Annotated in this window: 18 protein-coding genes; 9 read left to right on the forward strand and 9 right to left on the reverse strand. The window is 71.3% G+C overall.

The features are described 5' to 3' along the window. The coding region (locus V8688_RS24675; protein WP_342801790.1) for a M23 family metallopeptidase at nt 1-688 on the forward strand (688 nt) is incomplete at its 5' end. A 58-nt stretch (nt 689-746) separates the two neighbouring features. Next, a complete protein-coding gene (locus V8688_RS24680) occupies nt 747-2,126 on the forward strand; it encodes a DUF1731 domain-containing protein (RefSeq protein ID WP_342801791.1) in 1,380 nt (459 codons plus the stop codon). A gap of 425 nt (nt 2,127-2,551) precedes the next feature. Here V8688_RS24680 and pcrA read toward each other — a convergent pair whose 3' ends face one another. After that, nucleotides 2,552-5,140 carry a DNA helicase PcrA gene (gene pcrA / locus V8688_RS24685; RefSeq protein WP_342801792.1) on the reverse strand — a complete coding sequence of 863 codons (2,589 nt, stop codon included), beginning with the start codon at nt 5,138-5,140 and terminating at the stop codon, nt 2,552-2,554. 299 nt (nt 5,141-5,439) lie between these two features. Between pcrA and V8688_RS24690 the strand changes: the two genes are divergently transcribed. Then, the gene (locus V8688_RS24690; RefSeq protein WP_022566231.1) at nt 5,440-5,733 is read left to right on the forward strand and encodes a chorismate mutase; all 294 of its coding nucleotides are present in this window, start codon (nt 5,440-5,442) and stop codon (nt 5,731-5,733) included. Between the two features lie 89 nt (nt 5,734-5,822). Here the strand turns inward: V8688_RS24690 and V8688_RS24695 are convergent, their stop codons facing one another. Then, nucleotides 5,823-7,280: an NAD-dependent succinate-semialdehyde dehydrogenase gene (locus tag V8688_RS24695; protein WP_342801793.1), complete on the reverse strand. Its 1,458-nt coding sequence runs from the start codon at nt 7,278-7,280 to the stop codon at nt 5,823-5,825. A gap of 82 nt (nt 7,281-7,362) precedes the next feature. On the opposite strand from V8688_RS24695, the gene pgi reads away from it, so the two are divergent. Continuing rightward, nucleotides 7,363-9,003, forward strand: a complete 1,641-nt coding sequence (pgi, locus tag V8688_RS24700; protein WP_218717108.1) for a glucose-6-phosphate isomerase — start codon at nt 7,363-7,365, stop codon at nt 9,001-9,003. On the opposite strand, the gene V8688_RS24705 is transcribed toward pgi, so the two are convergent. The 4 genes from V8688_RS24705 to V8688_RS24720 form a co-directional block, all read right to left on the reverse strand. Beyond that, nucleotides 8,972-9,553 carry a potassium channel family protein gene (locus tag V8688_RS24705; protein WP_218717109.1) on the reverse strand — a complete coding sequence of 194 codons (582 nt, stop codon included), beginning with the start codon at nt 9,551-9,553 and terminating at the stop codon, nt 8,972-8,974. The genes pgi and V8688_RS24705 overlap by 32 nt on opposite strands. An 82-nt stretch (nt 9,554-9,635) precedes the next feature. Continuing rightward, the gene (locus V8688_RS24710; RefSeq protein ID WP_342801794.1) at nt 9,636-10,289 is read right to left on the reverse strand and encodes a nucleoside/nucleotide kinase family protein; all 654 of its coding nucleotides are present in this window, start codon (nt 10,287-10,289) and stop codon (nt 9,636-9,638) included. Nucleotides 10,290-10,412: 123 nt separating this feature from the next. Continuing rightward, nucleotides 10,413-12,041, reverse strand: a complete 1,629-nt coding sequence (locus tag V8688_RS24715; protein WP_342801795.1) for an acyl-CoA dehydrogenase family protein — start codon at nt 12,039-12,041, stop codon at nt 10,413-10,415. After that, on the reverse strand, nt 12,028-12,789 hold the full coding sequence (locus V8688_RS24720) for a TetR/AcrR family transcriptional regulator (RefSeq protein ID WP_342801796.1): 762 nt from the start codon (nt 12,787-12,789) through the stop codon (nt 12,028-12,030). Before V8688_RS24720 ends, V8688_RS24715 begins: the two co-directional genes overlap by 14 nt. Before the next feature lie 63 nt (nt 12,790-12,852). Here V8688_RS24720 and V8688_RS24725 point away from each other — a divergent pair, with 63 nt between their 5' ends. Beyond that, nucleotides 12,853-13,620: a crotonase/enoyl-CoA hydratase family protein gene (locus V8688_RS24725; RefSeq protein ID WP_218717113.1), complete on the forward strand. Its 768-nt coding sequence runs from the start codon at nt 12,853-12,855 to the stop codon at nt 13,618-13,620. Continuing rightward, entirely contained in the window at nt 13,620-14,900 is a 1,281-nt protein-coding gene (locus V8688_RS24730; protein WP_342801797.1) for a hypothetical protein, read from the forward strand. The genes V8688_RS24725 and V8688_RS24730 overlap by 1 nt, the downstream gene beginning before the upstream one ends. A 22-nt stretch (nt 14,901-14,922) precedes the next feature. Here V8688_RS24730 and V8688_RS24735 read toward each other — a convergent pair whose 3' ends face one another. Then, nucleotides 14,923-15,624 carry a TetR/AcrR family transcriptional regulator gene (locus V8688_RS24735; RefSeq protein WP_316576113.1) on the reverse strand — a complete coding sequence of 234 codons (702 nt, stop codon included), beginning with the start codon at nt 15,622-15,624 and terminating at the stop codon, nt 14,923-14,925. Nucleotides 15,625-15,682: 58 nt separating this feature from the next. On the opposite strand from V8688_RS24735, the gene V8688_RS24740 reads away from it, so the two are divergent. Continuing rightward, nucleotides 15,683-16,372 carry a DUF4386 family protein gene (locus tag V8688_RS24740; protein WP_342801798.1) on the forward strand — a complete coding sequence of 230 codons (690 nt, stop codon included), beginning with the start codon at nt 15,683-15,685 and terminating at the stop codon, nt 16,370-16,372. Here the strand turns inward: V8688_RS24740 and V8688_RS24745 are convergent. After that, nucleotides 16,330-17,628 (reverse strand): alpha/beta hydrolase-fold protein, encoded by a 1,299-nt coding sequence (locus V8688_RS24745; RefSeq protein WP_342801799.1) that lies wholly within the window; start codon nt 17,626-17,628, stop codon nt 16,330-16,332. The two genes, V8688_RS24740 and V8688_RS24745, sit on opposite strands and share 43 nt — an antisense overlap. Before the next feature lie 123 nt (nt 17,629-17,751). On the opposite strand from V8688_RS24745, the gene V8688_RS24750 reads away from it, so the two are divergent. After that, the gene (locus V8688_RS24750; protein WP_342801800.1) at nt 17,752-19,854 is read left to right on the forward strand and encodes a DUF2156 domain-containing protein; all 2,103 of its coding nucleotides are present in this window, start codon (nt 17,752-17,754) and stop codon (nt 19,852-19,854) included. A gap of 6 nt (nt 19,855-19,860) precedes the next feature. On the opposite strand, the gene V8688_RS24755 is transcribed toward V8688_RS24750, so the two are convergent. Beyond that, the gene (locus V8688_RS24755) at nt 19,861-20,553 is read right to left on the reverse strand and encodes a pyridoxamine 5'-phosphate oxidase family protein (protein ID WP_342801801.1); all 693 of its coding nucleotides are present in this window, start codon (nt 20,551-20,553) and stop codon (nt 19,861-19,863) included. 79 nt (nt 20,554-20,632) lie between these two features. Between V8688_RS24755 and V8688_RS24760 the strand changes: the two genes are divergently transcribed. Continuing rightward, the coding region (locus V8688_RS24760) for a winged helix-turn-helix domain-containing protein (RefSeq protein ID WP_342801802.1) at nt 20,633-20,937 on the forward strand (305 nt) is incomplete at its 3' end.

The raw sequence follows: 20,937 nt of genomic DNA on the forward strand, positions 1-20,937 counted from the left end.
CCGCGCCGCGGTCATCGCCGTCGCCGCCGGTGCTGTCGTCGCCGCCGGGCAGGCCGCGATGGCCGATCCGGGCCAGCCCGCGCACGGCGTCGACTACGAGGCCGCGGGCCAGATCCACGAGATCGCCGCCCAGTCGATGAGCACCGCCGACATCGACGAGAACAGCACCGGCGCTTCGGTACTCGAAGCCTCCGCCATCGCCGACAAGAGCCACTTCGACGACATCCTCGCCAAGGGCCAGAAGTTCGCCGAAGACCTCGCCGCGCAGGAATCGGCCAAGCTGCGTCCGCTGTTCGCGAAGTTCACCTCGGGCAACTACACCTCCGGTTTCGGCGCCCGCTGGGGTGTGCAGCACCTCGGCATCGACGTCGCCGGTCCGATCGGCACCCCGATCTACTCGGTCGCCGACGGCACCGTCATCGAAGCGGGTCCGGCCTCCGGCTTCGGCATGTGGGTGCGCGTTCTGCACGACGACGGCACCGTCACCATCTACGGCCACATCGACACCGCGACCGTCTCCCAGGGCCAGCGCGTCCTCGCCGGCGACCAGATCGCCACCATGGGCAATCGCGGCTTCTCCACCGGCCCGCACTGCCATTTCGAGGTGTGGCTCAACGGCACCGACAAGATCGACCCGGTTCCGTGGCTGGCCACCCGCGGCATCAGCCTGGGCGCCCAGCGCGACTGAGGTGAGGTGACCAGCGGCACCCTTCCCAGTGCCGCTGCACCCGATTAGCGTGCCAGTCATGGCTGGTACGACGAAGTACACGCAGTTCCTCGCCCTCCCACCGGAATCCGTGTGGAGTGTTCTGGGGGATCCCGAGCAGTGGCCGGAGTGGAATCCGGGCGTGCGGTCGGTGCGGATGCACGGGCCGGTCGCCGTCGGCGCCACCGGTGACTACCTGCCCAACAGCCAGACCGCCGCGCGCGTACACGGGCGATTCGGCGGCCCGTTCACCGTCACCGCCGTGGTACCGAATCGCGAACTGAGCATCGAGCAGCCCGAGCCCGCCGGGACCATGCATCTCACCTGGCGGCTCACCCCGCGCGACGGCGGCACCGAGATCACCCAGGAACTGCGGTTCACCGGGACGTCCGCCGCGGCGGCCCGCGCGGTGGTGCGGCCCTTCATCGAAACCGATGCGCGCGTGAACTTCTCGCGGCTGGCCCGGCTGGCCGGGCTCGTGCCCGCCGCCGACGCGCTCACCGTGGTCATCGCGGGTGGCACCGGGGCGCTCGGCACCCAGGTTGCCGCCGACCTCACCTGTCGCGGTCAGCGCGTCACCCTGCTGACCCGCAAGCGCAACCCGGCCCTGCCGTTCCGGCAGACCGAATGGGACGGCCGCTCGATCGGCGCCTGGGCGGCCGAACTGCGCGAGCCGGGCAAGCTCGCGGTGATCAATCTGGCGGGCAAGCTGGTCGACTGCCGACCCACCGAACGCAATATCGCCGAACTGCGCACCAGCCGAGTCGATTCCACCGCGGCCCTGGTCGCCGCCGCCGGCCTGCGAGAGACACCTGTCGACTACTGGGTGCAGGCCAGCACCACCGCGATCTGGTCGGACGCGGGCGAAACCCGGTGCACCGAGACCACTCCCCTGCCCGTCGGCCTGCCGCAGATGACCGGCGTGGCCCAGCCGTGGGAGGAGGCGTTCGACCCGGCCCGCGCCGCGCACTGGACGATCCTGCGCACCTCCATCGTGCTCGACCCCGACGCCCCCGCGCTCAAACGCCTCACCCAGCTCACCAAAGCCGGGCTCGGTGGCCGCGTCGGCCCCGGTGACCAGTGGTTCAGCTGGATCCACATCGAGGACTGGCTGGCCGTGGTCCGCGCCGGCCTCGGCCTCGATCCCGACCTCACCCTCCCCGACGGCATCCTCGTCGCCGCCACCGAATTCCCGGTCCGCAACGCCGAACTCATGGCGACGCTGCGCCGCCTGCTGCACCGCCCACCGTCACCCCCGACCCCGGCGGCGATCCTGAAGGTCGGCGCGGTCGTGCTGCGCACCGACCCGGCGCTGGGCCTCACCGGCCGCCACGCCACCTCGGAAGTCCTGCGCAAGGCAGGCTTCCAGTTCCGCTACCCCACCCTCGACGAGGCCCTGACCGACCTACTCCCGCACTGAGCCCCACCCACGCCCGACCCCTGGGGAGCGCACGCCGGCACACAAGAAGCCGCCGACACGAGCGCGCCAGCGCTCCAACAAACCCAGCCACCACGCCCGACCCCTAGGGAGGGCAGGCCGACACAGTCGGCCGTCGGCGGCCGTCCCGCCGGTCAGGCGCTGTGGCGCAAGCGACGAAGGAACAAGCCACGGCGCCTGACCCGCGGCCCCCAAGCCGCCGCCGACCCGCGCGCGCCAGCGCTCCACCAACCCCCCCCCCCACGCCCGCCCCCGCGGGCGGGCAGGCCGACACAGTCGGCCGTCGGCGGCCGGCCCGCCGGCCAGGCGCCGTGGCGCCTGCGACGACGGACCCCGCCACGGCGCCTGACCGGCGGGACACAAGGGGCCGCCGACCTCGAGCGCACCAGCGCTCTCCAAATACACAGCTAGAGCTTCACGATGGTCCGGCTGAACTGAGGGATCAGCCGGATCTTCCCGGCCGTGCCGAAGTCGATGGTGACCGTCGCCAGCGGGCCGACGCCGTCGGCGGCGACCACGCGGCCCAGGCCGTACTTGTCGTCGCTGACCCGATCACCCACGGCGAGTACGAGATCGGTGTTGTTCCGCTTGACCGCGCCACCACCGGGGGCGGGCCTGCGCTGGCCGGTTCCGCCGCGCACACCCGGACGCTGATCCCAGCCGTCGCCCCTGGTCCAGTCGCGTTCGAAGCCGCCCTCCTCGCGCCTGCGGCCGCGCTGCACCGGCGAAACCACCGGCTCCAGCCGACGCCAGTCCAGCAGGTGCTGCGGGATCTCCTGCAGGAAGCGCGATTCCGGGTTCGACACCGGCTGGCCCCAGCCCGAGCGCACGACGGCGCGGGACAAGTACAGGCGCTGCCGTGCCCTGGTGATGCCGACGTAGGCGAGCCTGCGCTCCTCGGCCAGCTCGGTCGGGTCGCCCAGCGCGCGCATGTGCGGGAACTGGCCGTCCTCCCAGCCGGTCACGAAGACCACCGGGAACTCCAGGCCCTTCGCGGTGTGCAGCGTCATCATGGTGACCACGCCGGACCCCTCGTCGGGGATCTGGTCGGTGTCGGCCACCAGCGACACGCGCTCGAGGAACGCCGCCAGCGAGCCGGGTTCGGGTTCGCCGTCGCCCACCTCCGGCAACAGCCCTTCCTCGCGCGCGGCCTCGGCGTTGTTGAACGCCTCGGAACTGAATTCGCGGGCCACGCTGACCAGTTCGTTGAGGTTGTCCAGGCGCGCGCCGTCCTGCGGATCGTCGGAGGCTTCCAGTTCGGCCCGGTAGCCGGTGCGGTCGAGCACCGCGTCGACGACATTGCCCACGTCGGGATACTCGCTGTCGGCGCGCTTTCCGGCGGCGCGGATCTCGTCGAGCAGGTCGAGGAAGCCGGCGATGGCCCGCACCGCCCTGGTGTTCAGCAGCGCGACCTTGCCGTCGGCGGCGTCGCGCAGCGCGGCGGCGAAGCCGATGTCGCGCTGTTCGGCGTGCACCGCCACGCACGCCTCGGCGCGATCGCCGATGCCGCGGCGCGGGGTGTTGAGGATGCGGCGCAGGCTCACCGCGTCGTCGGGGTTCTCCAGGACGCGCAGGTAGGCCACCACATCACGGACTTCCTTGCGCTCGTAGAACCGGACGCCGCCGACCACCTTGTACGGCAGGCCCATCCTGATGAAGATCTCCTCCAGCGCCCGCGAATTGTTGTTGGTGCGGTAGAAGACCGCGACGTCGCCGTAGTTCGCCTCGCCCGCGTCGACCAGCTTGTCGATCTCCTTAGCGACGAACGCCGCCTCGTCGTGCTCGTTGTCGGCGACGTAGCCGGTGATCAGCTCGCCCTCGCCGGAGTCGGTCCACAGCTTCTTCTCGCGCCTGCCCTCGTTACGCGAGATCACCGCGTTGGCGGCGGAGAGGATGTGCTGGGTGGAGCGGTAGTTCTGTTCCAGCAGAATGGTTTCCGCGTCCGGGAAATCGCGCTCGAATTCCTCGATGTTGCGGATCGTCGCGCCGCGGAAGGCGTAGATGGACTGGTCGGCGTCGCCCACCACGCACAACTCGCTCGGCTCGACGCCCGCTTCCTCGTCGGTCTGCGGGCTGTGGTGGCCGACGAGTTCGCGCACCAGCACGTATTGCGCGTGGTTGGTGTCCTGGTACTCGTCGACGAGGACGTGCCGGAAGCGGCGCCGGTAGTACTCGGCGACCTGCGGGTGGTTCTGCAGCAGCGCGACCGTCTCGCCGATCAGGTCGTCGAAGTCCATGGCGTTGGCCGCGCGCAGCCGCTTCTGGTACTCGGCATAGACCCGGGCGACCAGCGCGGGCAGCTCGGTGTCGGCGGCCTCGGCGTCGGCGGCGGCCTGCTCGGGGCCGATCAGTTCGTTCTTCAAGTTGGAAATTGCGGTCGCCAGCAACCGCGCCGAATACTTCTTCGTGTCGATGTCGAAATCGCGGCTGATCATCGTCAGCAAACGGCGTGAATCGTCGGCGTCGTAGATGGAGAAATTCGAATTCAGACCCGGCAGCAGGGCCGCCTGCATCCGCAGAATCCGCACACAGCTGGAATGGAACGTCGAGACCCACATGCTGGCCGCGCGCGGGCCGACCAGCCCGGCGACCCGCTCACGCATCTCGGCGGCGGCCTTGTTGGTGAAGGTGATCGCCAGGATCTGCCCGGTGTGCACGCCACGCGCGGCCAGCAGGTAGGCGATGCGCCGGGTGAGCACCGCGGTCTTGCCCGAGCCTGCGCCCGCGACGATCAGCAGCGGTGAGCCCGCGTGCACCACGGCCGCGCGCTGCTGCGGATTCAGTCCGTCGAGCAGGCGTTCGGTCTCCTCGACCCGGCGCTGCTCGCGTTCCCTGCGGCGCTGTTCCTGCTCGGCGCTGTGCCGCGCCGCCGCCTCGGCCAGCCCGCCACCGGACGCGCCGGAACCACCACCGTCCCGGCGCGATAGCTCCGCGGGCGCGGAAGCGGGTTCACTGGGATCGGCGGCTGAGGCGTGGGGAGCGACCGTGATATCCATCGTCTGTCCACGCTACCGGCGGGCACCGACAGGCGGCGAACCGCAGGCTTCTCAGCAGATTCACAAACACAACTGTTTTGCATGACTGGGGGCCCGTGGCACACTGGGCCTCATGGCCAGTGCTTCTCCGCATGCCCGGATCGGCAAACGATCCGATATCGTGGCGGTGAGTGTGGCTTTTTGCGCACTCCCGGGGGGATCACGTACCGCCCATCGGGAAAGTTTCAGGGTGAAGGAACAGATCGGGTAACAGGCCGCGCGGCCAGTCCGATCCAAGTTCTGACACGAGGAGATGAATGATGAGCACCCCTGCTACGACCACCGGGTCCGATTCGGCTCTGCCGCAATCCGAGGCGGAGATCGAGAAGCTCCGCCTCGAGATCGACCAGCTCGACGCCACGATCCTCGCCGCGATCAAACGTCGGAGCGAGATCTCGCGGATCATCGGCCGCACCCGGATGGCCTCCGGGGGTCCGCGCCTGGTCCACAGCCGTGAGATGAAGGTGCTCGAGCGCTTCAGCGAGCTCGGTCAGGAGGGGCACACCCTCGCCATGCTCCTGCTCCGCCTCGGCCGAGGGCGCCTCGGCCGCTAGGCCCCACACAGCCACGCGGCGGACCACCAGTTCGCCGCTTCCACAAAGCCGCCCCGGGTGCGACACCATCCCCGGGGCGGTTTCGTGTCTCAGGTCAGGGCGATGTACTTCGTGTTCAGGTATTCCTCGATGCCCTCGATGCCGCCCTCGCGCCCGAAGCCCGATTCCTTGACGCCGCCGAACGGGGCGGCCGGGTCGGAGATGACGCCGCGATTGACGCCGACCATGCCCGTCTCCAGCGCCTCCGACACCCGCAGCGCCCGGTCCAGGTCCCGCGTGTACACGTAGCTGACCAGGCCGTATTCGGTGTCGTTGGCGGCGGCGATGCCCTCGTCCTCGGTATCGAACGCGACGATCGGAGCGACCGGCCCGAACACCTCCTCGCGCAGGATGCGCGCCGTCGCGGGCACCTCACCCAGGACGGTGGCCGGGTAGAACCAGCCCGCCCCGCCGGGGGCCTTGCCACCCAGCAGCAACCGCGCGCCCTGGTCGACGGCGTCGTCGACCAGCTCCGCGACGATCTCGCGCTGCTCCTCGCTGACCAGCGGACCGAGGGTGCTGGCCGGATCGGTGCCTGGCCCGAGCACCACGGTGTCGGTCATCGCCGCGACCAGTTTCTCGGTGAACTCGGCGACCACCCCGCGCTGGACGTGGAAGCGGTTGGCCGCGGTGCACGCCTCGCCGCCGTTGCGCAGTTTCGCCTGCATCGCGCCGGCCACCGCGGCGTCGATGTCGGCGTCGTCGAACACGACGAACGGCGCGTTGCCGCCCAGTTCCATCGAGGTGCGCAGCAGGCGGTTCGCCGACGCCGAGACGAGCTTCTTACCGACTTCGGTCGACCCGGTGAAGGTGAGCTTGCGCAGCCGCGGATCGTCGATCAGCGGGCCGGTGACGGCCCCGGAACGCTGGGTCGTGACCACCGACAGCACCCCGTCGGGCAGCCCGGCCTCGCTGCACAGCTTGGCCAGCGCCAGCATGGTCAGCGGCGTCGCCGAGGCGGGCTTGACGATCATCGTGCAGCCGGCGGCCAGGGCGGGCCCGATCTTGCGGGTGCCCATGGCGAGCGGGAAGTTCCATGGCGTGATCGCCAGACACGGACCGACCGGTTGCTTGGCCACCATGATCCGCCCGGTCCCCGACGGCGCGTGCAGGTAGCGGCCGTGCACCCGCACCGCCTCCTCGCTGAACCAGCGGAAGAACTCGGCGCCGTAGCGCACCTCGTTGCGGCTCTCGGCCAGGGCCTTGCCCATCTCGAGCGTCATCAGCAGCGCGAACTCCTCGGCCCGCGCCGTCAGCTGTTCGAACACCGCGCGCAGGATCTCGCCCCGCTCGCGCGACGGGGTCGCCGCCCACGCCTGCGACGCCGCGACAGCGGCGTCCAGCGCGCGCATCGCGTCGTCCGGGGTGGCATCGGCGACCTGCGCGATCACCGAGCCGTCGGCGGGATTGCGCACCGCGAAGGTGCCACCGCCCGTCGCCTCGACCGGCCCGGAGCCGATCCACAAACCCTTCGGTACGAATTCGAGTACGTCACGTTCGGACACCATGGGAGCCAGCGTAGGCGGCGGGCCCTCGGCGCACATCGAACTGCGGCGCCGGACTTCATCGAACGCTGTAATGTCGGCTGACGTGAGCAGCGACATCACCGCGTCGGCGGCTTGGCAGGCACTGTCGGACAACCACCGCAGCGTCGCACCCCTACACCTGCGCAAACTGTTCGCCGACGATCCGGCGCGCGGCAAAGACCTGACCGTGCAGGTGGCCGACCTGCACATCGACTACAGCAAGCATCGCGTGACGCGCGAAACTCTCTCCCTCCTGGTCGATCTCGCCCGCACCGCGGGCGTGCCCGAGCGGCGCGACGCGATGTATTCCGGCGCCCACATCAACACCTCGGAGGACCGTGCGGTCGGGCACATCGCCCTGCGTCTGCCCGCCGGCGATCAGCTCGACATCGACGGCACCGACGCCGACGCCGAGGTGCACGACGTGCTGCGCCGGATGGGCGAATTCGCCGATTCGGTGCGTTCGGGCGACTGGCGCGGCGCGACCGGTGAGCGCATCACCGCGGTGGTGAACATCGGCATCGGCGGCTCGGATCTCGGACCCGACATGGTCCATCGCGCGCTGCGCCACTACACCCATCCCGGCATCGAGGCCCGGTTCGTCTCGAATGTCGACCCGTGCGATCTGGTGGCCAAGCTCACCGGACTCGACCCGGCGACCACCCTGTTCATCGTCGCCTCCAAGACCTTCTCCACGCTCGAGACCTTGACCAACGCGACCGCCGCCCGGCGCTGGCTCGTCGGCGCGCTCGGCGAGGACGCCGTCGCCAAGCACTTCGTCGCGGTGTCGACCAACGCGGAGCGGGTGGCCGCCTTCGGCATCGACCCCGCGCACATGTTCGGCTTCTGGGACTGGGTCGGCGGCCGCTATTCGGTCGACTCCGCCATCGGCTTGTCGGTGATGGTGACCATCGGCAAGGAGCAGTTCGCCGAGTTCCTGAGCGGAATGCACGCCGTGGACCGGCATTTCGCGACGGCGCCGCTGGAGCAGAACGGGCCGGTCCTGCTGGCCATGCTCGGGGTCTGGTACACGAACTTCTTCGGCGCGGAATCGCGGGCGGTCCTGCCGTATTCGAACGATCTGGCCCGCTTCCCGGCGTATCTGCAACAGCTGACGATGGAGTCCAACGGCAAGTCGGTGCGCGCCGACGGCACCCCGGTGACCACCTCGACCGGCGAGATCTTCTGGGGCGAGCCGGGAACCAACGGCCAGCACGCCTTCTACCAGCTGCTGCACCAGGGCACCCGGCTGATCCCGGCCGACTTCCTCGGCTTCGCGCGGTCCACCGACGACCTGCCGACCCGCGACGGCACCGGCAGCATGCACGACATCCTGATGAGCAACCTGTTCGCGCAGAGCAAGGTGCTGGCCTTCGGCAAGACCGCCGAGGAGATCGCCGCCGAGGGCACCGATCCGAAGCTGGTGCCGCACAAGGTGATGCCGGGCAATCGGCCGAGCACCACGATCCTGGCGCCGGAGCTCACGCCGTCGACGGTGGGTCAGCTGATCGCGCTCTACGAGCACCAGGTGTTCGTCGAGGGCACGATCTGGGGCATCGACAGTTTCGATCAGTGGGGCGTCGAGCTGGGCAAGCAGCAGGCGCTGGAGCTGATGCCGCTGCTCAGCGAGCCGGCGCAGCCGGTGACGCAGGGCGATTCGTCGACCGACGAGCTCATCGGGTGGTATCGGGCCCATCGTCGCTGACCTCGGTGACCGCCGGGGGTGGCGGGCGGAACGCGGCGAGGCGGCGGGTGACACTGCTCGTCACGATGGTCGCCAGGGTACCGATCACCACCAGGTCGAACGCGATCTGCACCATCGCCGCGATCCGGGCGACCTGGCCGACGGCGTGGACGTCGCCGTAGCCGACGGTGCCGAGGGTGGACATCGTGTAGTACAGCGCGTCGGTGCGGGTGACCAGGCCGTCGAACTGATCCGGTTGGCGCTGTTGCAGCCGGTAGTAGAACAGCGAGAACACCACGCACACGATGCACACGACGAGCAGCACCCCGTCGACGCGCCCGCCCGCCGAGTCCGGCGCGTTCAGGAAGTGCTGGATCCGCCGCCAGACCAGCCAGGCCAGTCCGATGACGCCGGCGATGAAGCTGACGATCCCGAACACCTCGCCCGGCCAGGCGTCGAGCTCGAACGGGCCGCTCAACGGCACGCTGTAGTAGAGCAACAGCGCGCACACCGCCGCCGCCCCGTTGCGCAACGCATGCCCGGGCACACCGACTCGCAGACCTCGCGTCATCGCTCCATGATTGCCCGCCGATCGCCGGTTCGGCGGCGCACGCGCCGACGCGGACCGAGAACAGCCGCCCGTGTCGAGTGAACTAGCCGATCCGATAGCCGTCGCCGCACGCCGACAGCACCGTGTCGGCCCGCTGCTTGCTCGCGGCGACGAGGTCGGCGTTGCGCAGATCGCTGTCGGTGACCTTCGCGCTCGCCTCGGCCGCTGTTCGGCCGCCGAGGGTGTGGCGTCGCAGGAGTCGCTCGGTGAGGACAGCGCGGGGCGCGTCGAGATACCAGCAGGTGTCGAGCAGCCCGCGGACCGGCGCCCAGCCGGGCGCCTCGGCATCGGTGAGCAGCAGGTAGTTGCCCTCGACGACGACGACGCGCTCATCGCGCACGACCACCCCGCCCTCGGTGGGTTCGTCGATCGCCCGGTCGAACAGCGGCCAGGGCACCGGCTCCCCGATCGCGGTCGCCCGCAGCGAGCGCAGGTCGGCGACGAAGCCCGTCACGTCGAAGGTGTCGGGTTCGCCCTTGCGGGCCGCCGCGCCGCGGGCCCGCAACACCTCGTTGCGCAGGTGGTAGCCGTCCATCGGCGCGACCACCGCTGGTCGCCCCGACCCGGCGAGCTCGGCGCACAGCCGCTGGGCCAGCGTCGATTTGCCCGCACCGGGCGGCCCGGCGATTCCGAGCAGGAAACGCCCACCGGTCGCGCCCGCCGGAATCCGTCGAGCCAGCTCACTCACCGACAGCATGCGCTCGTCCAGGTCACCGCCTCACCCTAGCGACGGTGCGCCGGACGTGGGCGGCGTCGACGACGAGCAGTTCGCGGTGAGGCCGTTGGCCGCGGGCCGGTGCCCGGGGCGACCGCCCGGTCGTCACCGCACGTCGACGAAGGCCCGTTCGATGATCGCGCCCGTGTCCACCCCGACCGGCAGCGTGCCGAAGGCGATGCCCCAGTCGTCGCCGAGCCGGGTCGCGCAGAAGGCGTCGGCGACGGCCGGGTGACCGTGGCGCACCAGCTGCGCGCCCTGCAGGACCAGCGCCATCAGTTCCACGACCCGGCGGGCCCGGTACTCGATGTCGGACAGGTCGCCGAGTTCCTTGCCGACGCGGTCGATCGCGTCGTCCAGGCGCGGGTCGGCGCCGCGGGCGAGGCCGACCTCGGCGAAGTACGCCTCGACGGTCTCGGGCTGACGGCCCATGGCGCGCAACGCGTCCAGCGCGGCCACATTGCCCGACCCCTCCCAGATCGACATGAGCGGCGCCTCCCGGTACAGCCGCGGCATGCCGGATTCCTCGGCATAGCCGTTGCCGCCCAGGCATTCCAGCGCCTCGGCCGCGTGCGCGGGCGCCCGCTTGCACACCCAGTACTTGGTGATGGCCAGCGCGATCCGGCGCAGCGCGGCCTCGGCCGGGTCGCTGCCCGCGCGGTCGGTGGCACCGGCCAGGCGCATCATCACCGTGGTCGCGGCATCGGACTCGATCACCAGATCGGCCAGCACATTGCGCATGGCGGGCTGGTCGATCAGCTTGGCGCCGAACGCTTCCCGGTGCCTGGCGTGCTGCACGGCGGCGACGGCGCCCATCCGCATCCCGGTGGCCGAGCCGATCACGCAGTCGAGCCGGGTCATGTTGACCATCTCGATGATCGTCTTCACGCCCGCGCCCTCGGCGCCGACGAGCCAGCCGGTGGCGTTCTCGTACTCGATCTCGGAGGACGCGTTGGACTTGTTGCCCAGCTTGTCCTTGAGCCGCTGGATGCGGATCGGGTTGCGGGTGCCGTCGGGCAGCACCCGCGGCAGCAGGAAGCACGACAGCCCGCCCGGCGCCTGGGCCAGCGTCAGGAACATGTCCGACATCGGCGCGGAGGTGAACCACTTGTGCCCGACGATCCGGTAGGCACCGTCCGGCTGCGGGGTGGCGGTGGTGGTGTTGGCCCGCACGTCCGAGCCGCCCTGCTTCTCCGTCATCGACATACCCGCGATGAGCCCGGCCTTGGTCGACGGCTCGCGCAGGCCGAAATCGTAGGTGCGCGAACCGAGCAGCGGCTCGTACTTCGCGGCCAGCTCGGGATTGTGGCGCAGCGCGGGCACCACGGCGTAGGTCATCGAGATCGGACACATGTGCCCGGCGTCGGCGATGCCCCAGGTGTAGAACTTGGCGGCGCGGGCGGTGTGCGCGCCGGGACGCTCGTCGAGCCACGGCGAACCGTGCAGGCCGTGCGAGACGGCGACGGTCATCAGGTCGTGCCAGTGCGGGTGGAACTCCACCTCGTCGACGCGATGGCCCCAGCGGTCGTGGGTGTGCAGCACCGGCGGGTACTCGTTGGCGAGCCTGCCCCAGTCCTGCGCGGCGACATCGCCGGCGAGCCTGCCGAGTTCGCGCACTTCGGCCTCGGCCCAGCCCGCGCCCTCCCGGTGCAGGCCCTCGATCAGCGCGGGGTTGCGCGCGGCGTCGAAGGGGACCAGCGGGGGTACCTGGTTGAACACTTCATGGGTCGGCATGGCCGGAACTCCTTCGACTACGACATTTCCGGGCGCGCACCCAGGGCGCGCACGGCGAAAGCAACCAATTCGGGGATGACGGTCTCGGCGTGCGGCGCGGCGGCCAGCGGACCGACCAGCACCTCGCCGATCGCGCCGACGAGCGCGGCCGCGCCGAGGGCGGTGTCCTGGGCGGGCAGGCGGCCCTCGGCGACGCCGTGCGCGATNTCTCGGCGTGCGGCGCGGCGGCCAGCGGACCGACCAGCACCTCGCCGATCGCGCCGACGAGCGCGGCCGCGCCGAGGGCGGTGTCCTGGGCGGGCAGGCGGCCCTCGGCGACGCCGTGCGCGATCGCGGCCTCGAACGAGGCGGCGAACGCGCGCCGGAACTCCAGCCGCTGCGCGTCGACGGCCGCGTCGACCGGCTCGGCCAGCAGCACGTAGGCCAGCTTCGGGTTCTTGAGCGCGCGCCCGGCGAAGGTCTCCACCGCCGCGCTCACCCGCTGCAGGACATCGCCCTGGGCGACCGCGGCGCGCACGGCCTCGACCTCGCGGGCGACCACGGTCTCGAAGACCGCGGCGACCAGTTCGGCCTTGTTCTCGAACTGCTTGTAGACCGTGCCGGTGGCGATGCCCGCCTCCGCGGCGACCGCGGCCATCGACAGTCCGGCGAACCCGTCACGCGAGAGCACGCGCGTGGCGCCCTGCACGATCAGCGCCCGTTGCGCGTCGAGCCGGGCCTGCACGGCCGGGGTCCTGCGGTACACCATACGAAGAAGTGAACCACTGATTCACCTCTTCACACAAGGGGTGATCCGCCGTATGGTCGAACGATGTCAGTACGTGTCGAACACGCGGGCCCGGTCACCACCGTGATCCTGGACCGACCGCAGGCCCGCAACGCCGTCGACGGCCCGACCGCCCGCGCCCTGGCCGACGCCTTCCGGGCGTTCGACGCCGACCCGAACGCCTCGGTGGCGGTGCTGTGGGGCGAGCACGGCACCTTCTGCGCGGGCGCCGACCTCAAGTCGCTGGGCACCGAGAACAGCAACCAGGCCACCGTCGAGGGCGACGGCCCGATGGGCCCGACCCGGATGCGCCTGTCCAAGCCGGTGATCGCGGCGGTTTCCGGCTACGCCGTGGCGGGCGGACTGGAACTGGCGCTGTGGTGCGATCTGCGGATCGCCGAGCAGGACGCCACCTTCGGCGTCTTCTGCCGACGCTGGGGTGTGCCGCTCATCGACGGCGGCACCGTGCGATTGCCCCGGATCATCGGCGAGGGCCGGGCGCTGGACCTGATCCTCACCGGCCGACCCGTGAGCGCGCCCGAGGCACTACAGATGGGCCTGGTCACCCGCGTCGTCCCGACCGGCGACGCCCGCCGGGTCGCCGAGGAACTGGCCGCTCAACTGGCCGCCCTTCCGCAGACCTGTCTGCGCTCGGATCGCGCCGCGCTCTACGAGCAGCACGGCCACCCCGAGGACGAGGCGCTGCGGATCGAGTTCCAGCACGGCCTGACCGCGCTCACCGGCGGCGCGCTCGACGGCGCCGCCCGCTTCGCCGCGGGCGCGGGCCGCCACGGTAGCGCCGACCAGCGGTAGTGGACCGGCTCACGGTCGTCGACGAGATCTTCCTGCGCACCCATCGCGGGATGGGCACACCCATCGCGTTGCAGGGCCTGTGGCGTATTCCGGAGGCGATGGAACCCACCCTGCTGCGGGCGATCCACGATCGACTGCGGGTCGGCGACCTCGGCCGCCGGGTGGTCCGCGCGCGCGTGCCCGGCGCACGGCGCGGCTGGCGGCCGAACACTCGATCGCATCCGCTCGACCACACCGCCGGCCCGCTGTCCGAGGACGCCGTCCTGCCCTGGGCCGACACCCTCGGTACCGGCCTCGACCCAGAATTCGGCCCCGGCTGGCGGCTGTCCAGCGCGGCGCTGCACGACACCGGAACCGTTGTCGCCCTGACCTGTTCCCACGCCCTGGCAGACGCCCGCGGCCTCATCCACGCTGTCGCCGCCGCCCTCGGCGACCTCGGTGTCGACGACCGGCCCGAGGCCCGCGTCGACCCCCTGCACACACCGGCTCGGACCGGGACCAGCGCCCCTTCCGTCCTGCGCCGGGGTACGGCGGTATCGGACTGGGGCGATGCCCGAGCGCAGTGGTCCACCATCGTCAACGGCACGACACGCGCCCTGCGTCGGGGAATCCCCACGCCTCCCGCCACCGTCGCCGCCGAATCATCGCTCGGCCGGACGGTCCACAGCACGCTGCTGACCTTCGACGCCGCCGAGTGGGACACCACCGCCGCCGCGACCGGCGCGACCCCCAACAGCCTGTTCATCCACCTGGTGGCGAACATCCTGTGGGAGACCGGCTTCCAGCACCCGCGGATCGCGGCGAGCCTGCCCGTCGACACCCGCGACGAACCCCGCGTCGACAACGACCTCGCCATGACCGAGATCGCGATCGATCGCGCCGACACCCCCGCCACCGTCCGCGACAAGGCCCGCACCGCCTACCTGCGCCGCATGTCCAGCCCGGCGGGCCTGCCCGAGCAGATCCTCCAGGTCCTCCCCGACCGCTGGGCCTACGCGCTCAGCAGGGGCGCCGGGGAGCGAGACATCCTGTGCTCCAATATCGGAACGCTGCCCGATGTCCTGCGCACCGTCGGCGGGCACCACTGCGACCGGGTGGCGGCCCGGGCGATCCACCCCGGCCTGACCGAGTTCCCCCGCACCCGGCTCTCGGGCTACTTCTCCCGGCTCGGCGACACCTACACGCTGGCCCTGGTCAGCCTGGCCTGCGACCGCGAAACCCTCGATGCCGCGATAGCGCGCGCCTGCGCCACAGCGGGACTCGACGCCGCGCCGTGGTGATCCGTATGCCCCTACCGGGCACTCAGGCCGCCGTCATCCCGGTGAGCAACGCCCGCAGTCCCCACACGAACTGATCCACCGAGTTCCAGGCGGCGATCTCGTCGAGGTGCGCCGCGGTGCGCGGCCACCGGGTGGCGTCGACCTCGTCCAGCGCGGCCCTGCGCTGCGCGATGCGCTCGGATTCCGGTGGCAGCGGCGGCTTTCCGTCGGTTTCGGCGACCTCGAGCGCGACCGCGCCGAGTACCTGCACGATCACCGCGTACACCCCGTGCGCCCGCGTCTGGGCGGGCAGACCGCCGCGCGCCAGGCAACCGAACATCGCCTCGCCGACATCACGGGCCGCGACGCCGTCCATCGGGCCGGACATCATCAGCGTGGCCACCGCCGGATGGGCGAGCAGTTGGTCGCGCAGGCCGAGGGCGAACTGGATCACCGCGGCGGTCCACTCCACGCCGGGATCCGACAGCGGACCGAGCGGCACCGCGGCGAGCACCCGTTCGATCACCGCGCGCTCGAGGTCTGCGCGACTGGCGACGTAGGTATAGACCGCGTTCGGGTTGACGCCGAGCCGCCCGGCCACGGCCCGGATCGACAGGGCGCTCGGCCCTCCGTCATCGAGCAGGTCGAGCGCGGTGTCGACGACCTGCTCCTCGGTGAACGACCGCCGCGTCGGCCGCGGCGCACCGGTCGCGGCGCGCCGACCTGTTGACTTCTCCTCCGACATGCGATGGACTGTACCCCGTACAGCTACCTGTACTCCGTACAGCCAGAATGGACATCTCATGCGCACCAGGCCGTGGCCCGCCATCACGCTGCTGATCGCGGCGCCGATCCTCATGAACCTGGCCTTCACCGGTTTGGGTGTGTCGTTCGACTACCCCGACGTCCTGACCCGGCCCGCCACCGAGGCGCTCGCGCAGTTCCGCGCCGAGCGGCGCACCGTCGTCGCGCTGTTCACCCTGCTCGCCGCCACCGCCTGCGCCTTCGGTCCGCTGGCTGTCCTGGTCGGCAGGCTCGACGAGTCGTCGATCATGCGGTGGGCCGTGCGCGCCGGCGTCGCCGCCGCGATCGTGCAGACCGTCGGCCTGCTGCGCTGGCCGCTGCTCGTGCCCGGCCTCGCCGACCGCGTCGCCACCGAGGGCCCCGACTCCCCCGCGATCCACACCTTCGAGACCGCCGATACCGTCCTGGGCACGGTCATCGGCGAGACCGCGGGCTACGCCCTCACCGCGCTGTGGACAGCCCTGGTCGTGTCCGCGCTGCGCGACCGCGTCCCCCGCTGGTTCGCCGTGCTCGGCTACGCCGGTGCCGCCGCCGTCGCGACCGGCGTCCTGGTTCCGCTCGGCGTCGAGGCCGCCGGGCTGACCAATTTCCTCGGCTACCTGCTGTGGAGCTGCTGGCTGCTCGCCTTCGCCGCGCTGCTGGCCGGTTACCCGGTGATGCCGAGCCGGGTTGCCAGCCAAGGGAGTTGATCGCGTAGCCCGGCGGACCACAGCGCGAAGCTGTGACCGCCGGGCAGCACCCGCAAGTGGACATCCATCCCGGCGTCTTCGGCCGCCTGATACATCCGCTCCACCTGCGGGCGATAGATCTCGTCGTCGGCGCCGACCACGAACGCGCCTGCGGAGTCCGGGTAGGTCCGGCCGCGCAGCAGGTCGAGCGGGTTGACCCGCAGCAGCGCGGCGGTGTCGCCGCCGAAGGCCGCCTCGACCGTGCGCTGCCGGTCGCCGAGCGTCGGCTCGTCCTCCCCGGACAGGTCCAGGAACGTGGGATAGACCTGCGGATAGTTGGTCGCCAGTTGCAGCGCGCACGTCCCGCCGTAGGACAGACCACCCACCGCCCATGCGCGCGGATCCGGATCGACCTGGAGATTCGCCCGCACCCAGGCGGGCACGTCGACGGCCAGATACGTGGCGACCTTGCCCAGCCGCGAGTCCAGGCACAGCGGGTTCGCCAGCTGACTACCGGTGCCGTCGGCGACCACCACGATCGGCGCCAGACCATGATGGGCGCGGGCGAAGGCGTCCATCGTCTCGACCATTCGCCCGCCGACGATCCAGTCGTCGGGCGCGCCCGGCTGTCCGGCGAGCAGCACCAGCACCGGCAGCAGCGGGCGCGGGTCGGCGAAATAGGCGGGCGGCAGGTAGATCTCGGCGGCGCGGGCGGTGAACCCGGATTCGGTCGGCGGCACCGTCGCGGTCAGCACCTTGCCGCCGCGCGGCAGTCCGGCGGGCTCGGTCCACACCGACTCCAGCGGCCGCCCGCCGACCACCCGCGCGCTGCGGGTCAGCTCGCTCGCGCCGACCCGCTGGATCTCGTCGATACCCAGCGCCGAGCCGACGGTCGGATACGCGGCGTAGACCAGATTGATCCGGACGCCGACCGCCGCCAGCACCGCGAGCGCGGCGAGCAGGGTGACGATCGCGCTCCACACCCTCCGGCGCACCAGAATTCGCGGCACGATCAGCAGGACCGCCGCCACCGCGACCCCCACCAGCACGTAGACCGACACCGCGATCGGGTCGGGGAACGGCCGCCAGACCTCCTCGACGAACAGATACAGCGCGACGGTCAGCACGGTCGCGGCCAGCAGCACGATCGGCATCGTCGTCGTGACATAGCGCCGAGATCGCGCGAACAGCAACCACACCGCACCCAGCACGCCGAGCAGGGTCAGCGCCACCGGGAGCCCACCGGCGAGCAACGACAGATCGGTGATCCTCGACATCGCTGACCTCCACAGATGCCACCTCGACGCGCGGAGCCGGGTCCGCGCGCGGCCACGATGACATACGGTACACAGACGACTTCACCGCGTCCGCGTGGCGCACTCGCAGCAAAGGGTGGATCGATGGACGACAACGCAGCTGCCATCGCGCCGGCTCCATCGGGCGCCCTCGTCACCGCGGGCGTCGTGATCCGGCGGGTGCCGTTCACGATCGGTTTCCTCGCCCTGGTGCTCGTCCTCGGTCTCGCCGGCGGTGGCCTCTGGCGGCGGCTCGACGCCAGGGCCTGGTTCCCCGACATCGCCTACGGCTGGCCGCCGCTCACGGAGGGCAAGTGGTGGACTCCGCTGTCCGGCTGGGTCTTCGGGCTCACGCCGTTCCAGTACGCCGTCATGACAGTGCTTTTCGCGCTGGCGGTGGGCTGGGCCGAGTGGCGGCTCGGTACCGCGCGCACCGCGCTGGTCTGCCTCAGCGCGCAGCTGATCGGCGTGCTCGTCGCGTCGGTCCTCGTCGGGTTGCTCCAGCACACCCATCTCGGCTGGGCCGACCGGCTGGCCGAGGTTCGCGACGTCGGGTTCACCACCTCGGCCCTCGCCGCGATCGCCGCGGCCTCGGCGACGCTGCGCTCGCCCTGGCGGCTGCGGGTGCGCGCCGTACTGGCGGCGCACGTGTCGATCACGTTCCTGTTCGAGTCGACCTTCGCCGATCTCATGCACCTGATCGCGGTCGCGGTGTGGTTCCCGCTGGGCGAGAAGCTGTTCAGCACCACCGAGCACGGCTTCTGGCCGCGTACCCGGCGCGAGGTTCGGATGCTCGCCTACCTCGGGCTGCTGCTGATCGCCGCGGTCTCGGTGCTGGTGTACTTCTTCCCGACCGACAGCCTGCTCGGGCCGACCGGGGAGGAACGCGGCTCACCGGGGAGCACGATCCTGACCGTCGCGGTGATCGCGGTGATCGCCGACCAGCTGCGCAAGGGCAGGCGCTGGGCCTGGTGGATCGCCGTCGGCTACGGCACCGTGCACGTGGTGCTCACCCTGGTGCTGCTCGGCGTGGCGATCGGCACCGACTACGCCACGACCGGCGCGGTGACCGTCGGCACCGCGCTGCTGTGGGCGGGCGAGGTGGCGCTGCTCTACGGCGGCCGCGGCGCGTTCCGGGTGGCCAACCGGCGCAGGATCACCGGCGGCGCGCTGTCGGGCACCGACCCGGGCACCGCGGTGCGGGCGCTGCTCGCCCGCTACGGCGGCAGCACCATGTCGTGGATGATCACCTGGCCGGAGAACAAGTACTGGTTCGCCGACGACGGCGAACGCTGCGTCGCCTATCAGCGGCACGCGGGCACCGTCATCGTGCTGACCGACCCGGTCGGCCCGCCGGACCTGTTGCCCGACACCCTCGCCCGCTTCACCGACCGATGCGAGGCCGACGGCCTGGTGCCGTGCCTGTTCTCCACCACGGGCGCCGTCGCCGAGCTGGCGGGCGAACTCGGTTGGCGCAGTGCGCAGATCGCCGAGGACACCATCGTCGACCTGCCGCAGCTCGAGTTCAAGGGCAAGCCGTGGCAGGACATCCGGTCGGCGATCAACAAGGCGAACAAGGAGGGCATCGCGTTCCGGATGGTCCATCTCGCCGAAGAACCGTTCGCGGTGCTGGCGCAGGTGCGCGCGATCTCCGAGGAATGGGTCGGCGAGAAGGGGCTGCCGGAAATGGGATTCACGCTCGGCGGGGTCGAGGAGGCGCTCGATCCCGAGGTGCGGGTCGGCCTGGCGATCGACGCCGACGGCAGCGTGCACGGCGTCACCTCGTGGCTGCCGGTGTACGCCCCCGGCGGGGAGATCCGCGGCTGGACCCTCGATGTCATGCGCAGGCGGCCCGACGGCTTCCGGCCGGTGGTGGAGTTCCTCATCGCCTCGGCCTGTCAGCTGTTCAAAGAGGAAGGCGCCGAGATCGTTTCACTATCCGGCGCCCCACTGGCCCGCAGCGCCGGGACCGACGACGCCGAGCCGATCGATCGACTGCTCGAAGGGCTCGGCGCCGCCATGGAGCCGTACTACGGATTCCGGTCGCTGCACTCGTTCAAGGCGAAGTTCCAGCCCCGCCACGAACCGGTGTACCTGTGCTATCGCGACGAAGCCGACCTGCCGCGGATCGGCATCGCGCTGACGAAGGCGTACCTGCCGGAGGTGTCGGCCAAGGACCTGATGGCCCTGGGCACGGCGCCGCGTTAGACCGCCTCAGCCGACGGTCACCGAGCTCGGCGTCACCCGGGCCGCGACATCGGCGGGCACGTCGACGCCGGGTTCCAGGTCGTTGGCGTCGATCGGCTCGCCCCAGACCTGCCGCAGCGGCAGCACTCCCGCCCAGACGCCGCCGGTCTCGATGTCGGCCGCGTCGTCGTTCGGGCCGCCGGTGCGGACCTTCACCGAGGCTTCGGTGAGATCGAGCGCGAGCACCATGGTGGCCGCCATCTCCCTGCGGTTGGGCGGGCGCACCCGATCCCAGGCGCCCGGCGCGGCGTGTTCGACGATCACCCGCAGCGCGTTGGCGCGCTCGGCCTCGTCGGTGACCAGCACCGCGCGACCACGGATCACCGCGGAGCGGTAGTTCATCGAGAAGTGCATGGCCGAGCGGGAGTACACCAGGCCGTCGACGTGGGTCACCGCGACCGAGATGTCGGTCCCGACGGCGGCGCGCATATTGCCGGCGCCGGTGGAACCGTGCAGGTAGAGCGTGTCGCCCGCGCGGCCGTAGACGGTCGGCAGCACCACCGGGGAGCCGCCGAGCAGCACGCCGAGGTGGCAGACCAGGCCGGCGTCGAGCACCGCGTCGAGGTCGGCGCGGTCCGCGCGGCCCCGTTCCTTGGACCGCGTCAGGGTGGTGCGCGGGGTCGGTGACAAGGGGGCGCGGGTGGTGTCGTGCGTGGTCATAAGATGAGCTTCGCTGAGAAAATGGACCGAAAACAGGTCCACTTCGGGCGAAGATCTACAGGCCAATTCGAGGTGAGCGATGCTCGACGATCTGCCGATTCCGCTCGACCGCACCGCGCCCGAACCGCTGTCGGTGCAGGTAGCCGATGCTCTGCGCGCCGCGGCGACCGGCGGCGTGCTGCGCGTCGGTGAGCGGCTGCCCGCCTCGCGCGCCCTCGCCCGGCGGCTCGGGGTGAGCCGGGCCGTGGTGTCGACCGCCTACGACCAGCTGCACGCGGAGGGCTGGATCGCCGGTCGCCAGGGGTCGGGCACCTACCTGCGCACCGCCCCCGCCGCCGCGCCGCCGACCACCGACCCCGGTGCCGACGCCGATCCCGACGCGCG

It is taken from the genome of Nocardia sp. No.11, from assembly GCF_038752175.1.
Lineage (GTDB): Bacteria > Actinomycetota > Actinomycetes > Mycobacteriales > Mycobacteriaceae > Nocardia > Nocardia canadensis.

What these genes read in the sequence shown, in the direction of transcription:
- V8688_RS24680 (WP_342801791.1), top strand. Translation starts at nt 747, where the DNA reads ATGGCTGGTACGACGAAGTACACGCAGTTCCTCGCCCTCCCACCGGAA.
- pcrA (WP_342801792.1), bottom strand. Translation starts at nt 5,140, where the DNA reads ATGGATATCACGGTCGCTCCCCACGCCTCAGCCGCCGATCCCAGTGAA.
- V8688_RS24690 (WP_022566231.1), top strand. Translation starts at nt 5,440, where the DNA reads ATGAGCACCCCTGCTACGACCACCGGGTCCGATTCGGCTCTGCCGCAA.
- V8688_RS24695 (WP_342801793.1), bottom strand. Translation starts at nt 7,280, where the DNA reads ATGGTGTCCGAACGTGACGTACTCGAATTCGTACCGAAGGGTTTGTGG.
- V8688_RS24705 (WP_218717109.1), bottom strand. Translation starts at nt 9,553, where the DNA reads ATGACGCGAGGTCTGCGAGTCGGTGTGCCCGGGCATGCGTTGCGCAAC.
- V8688_RS24710 (WP_342801794.1), bottom strand. Translation starts at nt 10,289, where the DNA reads ATGCTGTCGGTGAGTGAGCTGGCTCGACGGATTCCGGCGGGCGCGACC.
- V8688_RS24715 (WP_342801795.1), bottom strand. Translation starts at nt 12,041, where the DNA reads ATGCCGACCCATGAAGTGTTCAACCAGGTACCCCCGCTGGTCCCCTTC.
- V8688_RS24725 (WP_218717113.1), top strand. Translation starts at nt 12,853, where the DNA reads ATGTCAGTACGTGTCGAACACGCGGGCCCGGTCACCACCGTGATCCTG.
- V8688_RS24735 (WP_316576113.1), bottom strand. Translation starts at nt 15,624, where the DNA reads ATGTCGGAGGAGAAGTCAACAGGTCGGCGCGCCGCGACCGGTGCGCCG.
- V8688_RS24740 (WP_342801798.1), top strand. Translation starts at nt 15,683, where the DNA reads ATGCGCACCAGGCCGTGGCCCGCCATCACGCTGCTGATCGCGGCGCCG.
- V8688_RS24745 (WP_342801799.1), bottom strand. Translation starts at nt 17,628, where the DNA reads ATGTCGAGGATCACCGATCTGTCGTTGCTCGCCGGTGGGCTCCCGGTG.
- V8688_RS24750 (WP_342801800.1), top strand. Translation starts at nt 17,752, where the DNA reads ATGGACGACAACGCAGCTGCCATCGCGCCGGCTCCATCGGGCGCCCTC.
- V8688_RS24755 (WP_342801801.1), bottom strand. Translation starts at nt 20,553, where the DNA reads ATGACCACGCACGACACCACCCGCGCCCCCTTGTCACCGACCCCGCGC.